Genomic DNA, 9769 nt, shown 5'->3' on the forward strand with positions numbered 1-9769 from the left:
CGATGAAACTATATAATTTACTTATAGGAGGCTTGAGTTTAATGGCTGTTGTCCATTTTACTTCCTGCAATAAGTTGGATACCTTGCCAACTGATCGGTTTACAGATGAAAACTTCTGGGATTATCCGGAAAACGCAGAGAAAATGGTCAATATGGCCTATAATCAGCTCTTTTCAGCCGACCGCTTATGGAATGATGAAGCTTTAAGCGATAATATTTTTGAGGGGCGTTCCAATACAGACCAGCGTGCTATCCGCAATGGAACAGCAGACCCTACCCTGGAACGTTTTGCTTCGGAATGGTCAGATCTCTATGGCGGTATCAAGACCTGCCATGTCTACCTTGAAAATATAGACCGTGTACCCGGCGTGGATGCCGCGCTCAAAAAACGCCGTATTGCCGAAGTACGTTTTATCCGTGCATTTCTCTATTTTAGGCTGGTCAATTTTTACGGCGATGTTCCTTTTTTTACCAAAGATATCTCTCTGGAGGAGTCCAAAGTCATCCCGAGGACTGCCAAGGCAACGGTTATGGCATTTATCCATCAGGAATTGGACGAATGTATGGTCGACCTGCCTAGTAAAGACGGCTTGCCTGCCGATGATAGGGGCCGAATTACCAAAGGCGCGGCTTCGGCTTTTCAGGCACGGGCTTTTCTCTACGAGGGCAACTGGAACAAAGTCGTGCAGTACTGCGAGAATCTGATCAAGAAACAAGCTGAATTTGGAACATACGCCCTTTTCGAAAGTTATCCGGGACTGTTTGCCGCAGCGAACGAATATAATTCGGAGGTCATTCTGGATTATGCCTATGTACCCCAACTGAAAACCTGGAATAAACTGTATGATGCCGCGCCGATATCTGCCCAGGCACGTCTGAATGGTTATGCTCCTTTGCAAAGTCTTGTTGACAACTATATCACCCTAGACGGAAATACCATAGCCACAGACCCCAATTACAACAGTGATAATCCTTATGTCAACCGAGATCCGCGTATGGCGGCAACAATTGTTTTTCACGGTGGTCAATGGACGGATTTTAATGGCACAGTCCGCAAGATTTTCATCAAACCGGGGTCTGGAGGGACAGACAAAGAGCGCCTGGACGAGTATCAGGGGGCGAGCTCCAATGCATCTGCAACCGGCTATTATGTCAAGAAATATTACGATGTGACTGCAACCGTAAAATACGATGCGGGACTCAATATGATTATGTTCAGATATGCCGATATCCTGCTCATGTATGCCGAAGCGAAAGAGGCACTGGGGCAACTCGATGCAGCTATATGGGATATGACGATCAAACCTATCCGCAAAAGAGCGGGCTTTGTAGCCAGTAAAGCGCTGGATTTTCCTGGTACAGGTAATCTGAAAACGGTCGTGCGAAATGAGCGTCGGAGCGAGCTCGCTTTAGAGGGGCTACGGTACTACGATATCCTGCGCTGGAAAGCCGGTAAAACCTATCTGGACGGACAGGTAAACGGTGCCAAATATGGCAGCAACAATAGCTATATCAAATTGGATATTCGGCGATTTGACGAGAGCAGGGATTATCTATGGTCGGTGCCAAGGACACAGATTGACCTGAATAAAAATCTGTTGCCCAATAATCAGGGGTATTCAAACTAAAATTTAATTGAAACAAACCGTTACAAACGATACAGAGAACAATGTACGTTTTGAACCACAAAATTAAAGATAAAGACATGAAATGGTATTTTAAAGTTATGGCAATGCTCGCATTTGCTGGGGGCATCGTTTCCTGCAAAAAAGATGATATGAAATATTCGGACGCGGACGTCTCTGCGGTGGAAAATTTATATGCCCCTGCAGATGGGAAAGCCGTCAAATTATTGAGTTCGAGTTCTGCGGCCCTGTATTTTGAATGGGAGTCTGCTCTGGTCGCAGATGGGGGAGCGGCACAGTATGAAGTTGTTTTTGACAAGGTGAACGGCGACTTCAGCCAGCCACTGTATACGGTCACTTCGGACAATAACGGAAATTCAAACGGAGCGAATATCAGTCACAAAATATTGAACCAGGTGGCCTCCAAAGCTGGAATCGAACCGGGTACAAGTGGCGACATCAGTTGGTCTGTGTACTCCATACGAGGTATGAAACGTGTGCTGAGTAAAGTCAAAAAGAAGCTCAACATCAAAACGCTTGAAGGTTTTGCTGATATTCCGGACGAATTGTTTGTGACCGGTGAAGGAGCTGAGAACGCTGCAGCTATTGCGCAGGCCATTCCGTTTAAGCTTGTTGGCAATGGTGAATATGAGGTTTTTACAAAACTGGAGGCCGGTAAAAAATATATCTTTACGGATCGCAAATCGGCAGATGGACGTGTATTCTATTCCGAAGATCAGACCAAGATAAAAGAGGGCGAGAGCGGCAGCAATACCGTTGCCAAGACAGCGGTATACCGAATCCGCATTGATTTTAATGTGGCGACAGTTACCTATACGGAAATCAAAAGCATGGGTGTTTATTTCTCACCTTCCGGAGCAGTAGTACTGGATCTTCCTTATCAGGGTAAGGGTATTTGGTCAGCGACGGGTGTCATCAATTTTAAGCAGGAAAGCTGGGGGCGCGACCAACGGTATAAGTTCCAGATGGAAACGGTCAGGGCAGGAAAGGCAGAGACCATACAATTGGGAACCCAAAATGGTACCGATAGCCCACCAAACGGTTCATCAGCTCCATCGTATTACTTTGTGCGTATATTACCAAATCTTTCGCAATGGGATGACAAATGGAAATTTGTGGATGCTGTAGATGGACGTCCGACCAAAATCTCCATGATTTTGCAGGGAGACAAAGATTATACACATACCGTTGTTCCAAATTAAAGGGAAGAAATAATGAAGAAAATAGTGATGATCTCATCCATGCTGTTTTTACTGTTTGGGTGTACAAAAGTAGAAGATACCTATCTCTACGATGATACGATTCAGGAATCCTGGGCGGAAGTGGCTACGCAGGTATCCGATAAAATGATCTCCGGTTTCTGGAATGATGCGGGGTATTTCAACAACGCTATCAATCAGTCAGATCAGGGATTTCAATACTGGCCCAACGCCCATGCGATGGACGTCGTTATCGATGCCTACCTACGGACGAAGGACGCCAAATACAGTGCCTATTTCAGCAAATGGTTTGAAGGTGTCAAAGTGAAAAATGGCAACAGCTACTACAATGTGTTCTACGATGATATGGAGTGGAATGCACTGACCATGCTGCGGTTATACGAGACCACTAAGGAACAGAAATATCTCGATGCCGTACTGCTTTTATGGACCGATATCACCAAAGCCTGGAATGAGCAATATGCTGGTGGAGGGCTGGCTTGGCGCAAAGACATGTTATACAGCAAGAATGCCTGCTCTAACGGACCCGCCAGTATCCTCGCAGCTAGGCTTTATAATTTAACAAAAAATGAAAATTATCTGACCTGGGCCAAAAAGATCTATGAATGGCAGAAAGCAACCTTATATAACCCCTCATCGGGTGCTGTGTACGATAATGTTAATGGGGAGACAGATGCGGTGGACCTCACCACGTTGACCTATAATCAGGGAACCTTTCTTGGCACAGCCGTAGAGCTTTTTAAGATTACCAATGATCAGATTTATCTGGTTGATGCCCAGAAAATCAGTTACTACACCATTACCCGCTGTATCGATGTAGGGAATAATATTCTGCGCGATGAGGGAAATGGCGATGGCGCACTGTTTAAGGGCATATTTATCCGGTATTTTATTGAATATCTCAACCTGGAAGGGATCGATGCAGCTTATCGCGCCAAGTTTGAGAAGTTTTTGGTCAATAATGGCAAAATTGCCTGGACCAAGGGAACCCACCTTCCGACGCTATTGTTCGGTTCTTCCTGGGCACAGCCACCGATCGGTAATAGTGAGATTTCAGCCTACGCCAGTGCAGCGATGCTTTTTGAAGGACTGGCGCGCTATCAACCTAAATCAAAATAATACATTGGAAATCCTGAAGCCATTGGACGCGCATTTGTATCCGATGGCTTCCTATAAAATAATAGATGCAGATGAAACAAATAAATTGGATACGGACGATATCTCTATTGACAGGATTATATTGTCTGACGGTACAGGCACAGGTTAAAAAAGAAACGTTTTCTGATCGGGCGCAAAAGAGCCTAGATGTGATCTATGAAAAATATGGATCCACTGAGAACAAATTATTAATAGAAAAATACCCCTTTGACGAAAATTTTAAAGCAGACTATCTGAATAATAACGAGCAAGCGGCACAGCAGAAAAAATATGCCTATCTCTGGCCTTTCTCGGGCAGCTTCTCCGCAGTAAATGCGTTGATGGAACTGTCAGCGGATAAAACCGGACAACAGAAGGTATTGGATCAACAGGTGCTAGTAGGACTACAGGCCTATAGGGACGACAGACGCTCACCGGTGGGCTACGCCTCTTATATCAATTCAGCACCGGCGTCAGACCGTTTTTACGACGATAATATATGGTTGGGTATTGATTTTACCGACAGCTATTTGCAGACAAAAAAAGCCGATTATTTACGACATGCAAAGGAGATCTGGGATTTTGTGAAGAGCGGTGAAGACGATAAGCTTGGCGGTGGAATCTATTGGTGTGAGCAGAAAAAAGAATCCAAGAATACCTGTTCCAATGCTCCGGCAGCCGTGTTTGCCTTAAAACTGTTTGAAGCGACCAAGCAGCAGCATTACCTCAATGAAGGCCGGCGTTTATATGAATGGACAAAAGCAGGCCTGCAAGATCCGGATGACAAGCTGTACTGGGATAATATACAGTTAAATGGCGGGATAGGCAAAGCCAAATATTCCTATAATTCGGGGCAGATGCTGCAAGCTGCGGTATTGCTTTATAAACTGACGAAAGAAAAAAAGTATCTGATAGATGCGCAGCAGTTGGCTGAGGCCTGCTTAAGTTACTTTTTTCAGCGCAGGGAGGGAATAGATTTTCCAGTATTAAAGAATAGTAATGTATGGTTCCACGCTGTGATGATGCGGGGCTATATCAGTTTGTTCGAACAAACTGGCGATAAAAGATATATGGACATTTTTGCGAAGAATCTTGAATGGGCATGGCACAAAATGCGTGATCAGGATGGATTGTTTGATGCAGATTGGACATTGGAGAAACCTAAAAAATCCAAGTGGTTACTGGACCAATGTGCTTTTGTGGAGATGTATGCGCGCTTGGCAAAATTTGGATATTAAATGTTCTTAGCTTGATCAGCAATGCAATAACAGGGATGGCGCTTAACTTTTCTTGTCCTATGGCAATTGCCAAAACATGATTAATCCATAATTTTATTTTCATCGAATTACTGGGGGATAGGCGTGCTCACTCTTATCCAAAGGTTGTACATTATAGGGAGTATGTTATGAGAAAGATCATTGTCTTAAACTGGGTTTCACTGGATGGTTTTATTGCAGGTAATCAGGGGGAAACAGATTGGTTTCCCTGGGATAGCGAGATTGAAGATTATTACGAAGAGCGGCAGGATAGGGCTGATACTGCTATTTTTGGTAGGGAGACTTATGAGGTAATGTCCCAATACTGGCCTGATCCAACCCTGACCATATCTGACCGACCCGGAATTATTGATTTCATGAATAATGCGACAAAGATTGTTTTTTCAACATCACTTGTAAAGGCCGACTGGAACAATAGCCGTATTGTCAACGCGATTGATAGGTCGGAGGTGGAACGGTGGAAGCATTCCCCGGGTAAGGATCTTCTTATCTATGGCAGTGGGACTATTGTTTCGCAATTCTCCGAATTAAAATTAATCGATGAATATGCATTGATGCTTTATCCTATTGTTCTAGGCTCCGGCAAACCTTTGTTTCCCAATATCTCGGAAAGGATCAAACTCAATTTGATAAGCAGCAGACTATTTGCCTGTGGAAGTATACTGCATACCTATTATCCGGAAAACTAATTTTGAATAGGTTTGATCTTTTACAGCTAATATTGTGTTGTAATCCCGCTATTACATTTAGTCCAAGACACCTGATTTTTTAGGGTTGCAATGCATAATGCAGGAGAGGATGGGGCAGCTATATGATCGCTACTGATTTTCGGTCTTTGTGTCCGGAGGAAATGCTTTTGAATTTGCGCTCGAAGGAAATGCTTTGAAGCGGAAAAGACAATATGTACAACCGTCGTTTGGGGATAATTGTTATTTTCGTATAAAGGAGAAAAGCATGAGTATAGCATTGATACTGAATAGTGGTCGGGCGGAGGAGTGGAAAGCCGAAATCAATAAACATTTGCCGGAAATTAAGGTCGAGGTCTACCCGCAGATTGAAAATTATGATGAGATAGAGTTTGCACTTTGTTGGAAACCTGAGGAAGATTATTATGCCCATTTCCCCAATTTAAAAGTTATCCAGTCTGCAGGTGCAGGGATAGATCATTTATTTCCCAAATCCATACCAGCACATATCCGTACCTGCAGGATCGTGGATCCCATGCTTAAAAGCGATATGTTTGAGCATGTTTTGACCTGTCTGATGCATTCAATGAAGAATTTTTCAGCTTATGCAACCGACAAAGCGAAAAAACATTGGGAGCCGCTCGTCTATAAATCCATTGCCCAGACCAGTGTCACAATTTTGGGATTAGGTGAAATTGGCGGTTATGTGGCCGAGCGATTGGTGCAGTTGGGATTCAAGGTAAACGGCTGGTCCAGTTCGCCCAAAAGTCTTCAAGGCGTAAACGCTTTTACGGGAATTGGAGGACTTGGTTCAGCAGTTGAAAACACGGACTTTATAGTGAATGTTTTACCATTGACAGATTCGACGAGAGGAATTCTAAACCATGAGCTTTTCAATCTGTGCGCGAAGGGAACTGTTTTGGTTAATGTGGGGCGAGGTGAACATCTCGTCGAAGAGCATCTGTTGGCAGCAATCGCTAGAAAACAAATTGCTCATGCCTATCTCGATGTATTTCATCAGGAGCCGTTGCCCGTAGATCACCCATTCTGGAATTGCAGCGCTATTTTTATAACACCCCATGTTGCCAGTAGGACAAACATTGGTTCTTCAGTGATGCAGGTGGTGGACAATTATAGCAGAATGGCTGCGGGCCGGCCATTACTTAACGAAGTTTCTTTGGAAAAAGGGTATTAGAAATCTGTGCTGGGGGAGAATTATGTGCCAGAAAGAAACATCTTAGGGCTTAGTAAATCGCATTGTTTTCCCTGTATTTAGTTGGGCCTAAATCTCTATGATGTTATCAACGGTAAACAAATTATTGCGATTTTCGGTATTCCTTTCTTACCGCCTATTTAAATATTTTAATGCAATTCCTTTATCGCTTTATCAGATAAATTTGTTCCAGGAACTTTCTCATCAGCCTAATTAAGCAGGTTATGAAGTAAAAGTGAATGTTTATAAATTTTGAAAAGCCTTCTGCTTGTTGCTGTATCAGATGTAGAGAATACGATATAAGAAAACTCAGTGGTTAATGCTTTCATAGAACGGCCCGCATAAAAATAGACGATCAAAAATAGGTGTTTTCAAAATAGTTGTTTAAAAAAATGGATCAACATGGAACGATTAGATATTTTAGAAAAATTAGTTATTCCCGTTGTCACGGGGATTGGTGGTTATTTTGTTGGGAGACCTAAACAGAAGGCGGAAGTTGAGGCGACCAATGTTGAAAATGCTGGAAAGGTGATCGATAAGTGGGCAGCCTATGCTGAAAGACTGGAGAAAACTATAGAACAATTCGGTATTGTCATAGAAGATTTGAACGATGCGCTCCAACTTGCCAATAACGAACGACTAGCTTGTGAGAAAACCTTGGCCAAATTGAAGACTAAGTATCATGATTTAATGCAACTCTATAATGAATTACTGCTCGAACTTCAGGAACTCAAAGGCAGGCAACATAAAAAATGGATAGGATAATATTGTTCGCCAATGATGGTTATATGAAGTCAGGAAGCCTTATTATTCCCATTGAGGTTTTTTCTTGGTACTAATTATCAAAAGATTCCTGCCGTAAAATAAACAAATTGACTCAAAGAGTCCAGTATTTTTATACTGGGCTCTTTTTATTAATTAGCCTTACGTTTCCCTTCCTACATAAGTTTCTTGAGACTTTTCGGTAGATCATAGATACCGAGAGAAAAGGGCTTTTTTCTCACCAAAACCCATGCTTTCCAAATGTAATTTTGTCTTGTTCCCTTTTGAAATATATGTGCCACAGCAGTTTTAAGCCCTTTTTTTAAGGTTTTTGGAGGCTGCTTGGCAAAGGCTAATTAAGAGAACAACGGGTTCGAACACCGTGAAAAGATAGATGTCGTATTACAATAAAAAGAAGATGAAAAATGAAAAGAATAAACGAAAATAATATAAACCATAAAGTTGCAGGAATTGGATTTGCAGCAAAAATAAAACCTGTAGTAAACAAGGTGAATCCAGATGATCCCGCTGGGAGACGAAGAAGCTTTACGAGAGATTACAAGCAGAAAGCAAAGATTAAAGATAACGCCGTTCAGCAATTGATGGATTAAAATTTATAAACTAAAGAATAACGTTATGTCACAAAATACATGTATACAGACCAGCAGGTTTGGCATTGGTGGTGAAACTCTTTTCCCGGGCACAGCTTTTCAATTTGAAATTCAATTTGCCAGTCCTGAATTAATGGCTTCTGACGTACTTGCCTGTGAATGGTTTCTCGATGGTATACTGGTTGATAGTATCAATAGCTTGGAATTCACTGGACAAGGGTACTGTGGTGATCATATTGTCGCCGTGCGAATATTGACTGCGGATGGATGGTCTGGGCTTAAGACAATGGCTTTTGCTAATTGTAAATCCATATTGGCTTCACAGATTGACTGGCCCACATCTTTAAAGGAAGGGAGTTCGTCACCATTCAACGTGTTTAGGACTTTTACCGATGGGACTAAGTTTGATATTTCGGCTTCCTGTACCTTCACCGTTAGCGACGGTGGATATTTTGAAGGCAATATCCTCCACGTCGATTATAGCCCAAGTTTGGCCCCGGTAAAAATGGTCGAGGTTACAGCTCACACTGCTGACGGTGAAGTGCTTGGACCGAAGCAGGTTGCTATTACAAATATTGATAAACCTGTGATTTTCATTGAAGACTTTGATTACATGGTCGTTCGCTATAGCTGGCAGCATGGTACCACCTTGGGGCTGGATGTTGCGGTGGGGTTTGAAAATACCGATTCCGACGTCAATAACCAATATGTTGGCTATGGTCAATTGGGTGCCTCTGTTCCTTTCGGGCGGAATCTGCAAGATGCCTATCTGTATTGGCCAAATGATAATACAAAGGATTCTGGTGAAGAATCTGTACTGATCAATTTGAAAAAATTTACACAAGATTTTGCCGCAAATGACATAAAAGGAGATTTCTCCTACATTGATTTTGCAAGGTCAGATTTTAGTGTGGATGATGTCAAAAATCTCGGCGATATAGGACTATACGCTATTTGGCGGGGCAAATCGGGGCAATCGGAGCTTTTTAAAGTACAGGTGACGACCTATAAGGGGGGTACTATGCAGCTACAGGGATCGCAATTTGTGAATCAAACCGGGGTAATGCTTTACAATGATGAGTATACCTTCTCCACAAAAAGAACAAATAGCAATCAGCTCGACGCATATTATCGTCTTGGTAAGCTTCGCTTCAATAAAGCTACTAAACGGTCAACCATCGAACTCTATGATGGGGTCTCTAATTAATTTTAAACGA

Annotated in this window: 9 protein-coding genes; all 9 read left to right on the forward strand. The window is 42.6% G+C overall.

Annotation, left to right across the window (positions count from 1 at the left end):
• Positions 1–2: 2 nt before the first annotated feature.
• The 9 genes from BWD42_RS22270 (at position 3) to BWD42_RS22310 (ending at position 9759) form a co-directional block, all read left to right on the forward strand.
• Positions 3–1628 carry a RagB/SusD family nutrient uptake outer membrane protein gene (locus BWD42_RS22270; RefSeq protein WP_077438616.1) on the forward strand — a complete coding sequence of 542 codons (1626 nt, stop codon included), beginning with the start codon at positions 3–5 and terminating at the stop codon, positions 1626–1628.
• 77 nt (positions 1629–1705) lie between these two features.
• Entirely contained in the window at positions 1706–2848 is a 1143-nt protein-coding gene (locus BWD42_RS22275; protein WP_175992129.1) for a SusE domain-containing protein, read from the forward strand.
• Positions 2849–2860: 12 nt separating this feature from the next.
• Entirely contained in the window at positions 2861–3985 is a 1125-nt protein-coding gene (locus BWD42_RS22280) for a glycoside hydrolase family 76 protein (protein ID WP_077438618.1), read from the forward strand.
• 71 nt (positions 3986–4056) lie between these two features.
• On the forward strand, positions 4057–5241 hold the full coding sequence (locus BWD42_RS22285) for a glycoside hydrolase family 76 protein (RefSeq protein WP_217700117.1): 1185 nt from the start codon (positions 4057–4059) through the stop codon (positions 5239–5241).
• A 167-nt stretch (positions 5242–5408) separates the two neighbouring features.
• Positions 5409–5969, forward strand: a complete 561-nt coding sequence (locus BWD42_RS22290) for a dihydrofolate reductase family protein (RefSeq protein WP_077438620.1) — start codon at positions 5409–5411, stop codon at positions 5967–5969.
• Between the two features lie 265 nt (positions 5970–6234).
• Positions 6235–7161, forward strand: coding sequence for a 2-hydroxyacid dehydrogenase (locus BWD42_RS22295; RefSeq protein ID WP_077438669.1), 927 nt, complete (start codon positions 6235–6237; stop codon positions 7159–7161).
• A gap of 420 nt (positions 7162–7581) precedes the next feature.
• Positions 7582–7944, forward strand: coding sequence for a hypothetical protein (locus BWD42_RS22300; protein ID WP_077438621.1), 363 nt, complete (start codon positions 7582–7584; stop codon positions 7942–7944).
• Positions 7945–8366: 422 nt separating this feature from the next.
• Positions 8367–8552, forward strand: a complete 186-nt coding sequence (locus BWD42_RS22305) for a hypothetical protein (RefSeq protein ID WP_077438622.1) — start codon at positions 8367–8369, stop codon at positions 8550–8552.
• A 25-nt stretch (positions 8553–8577) separates the two neighbouring features.
• On the forward strand, positions 8578–9759 hold the full coding sequence (locus BWD42_RS22310; protein ID WP_077438623.1) for a hypothetical protein: 1182 nt from the start codon (positions 8578–8580) through the stop codon (positions 9757–9759).
• Positions 9760–9769: the final 10 nt, after the last annotated feature.

The organism is Sphingobacterium sp. CZ-UAM, from assembly GCF_002000245.1.
GTDB lineage: Bacteria > Bacteroidota > Bacteroidia > Sphingobacteriales > Sphingobacteriaceae > Sphingobacterium.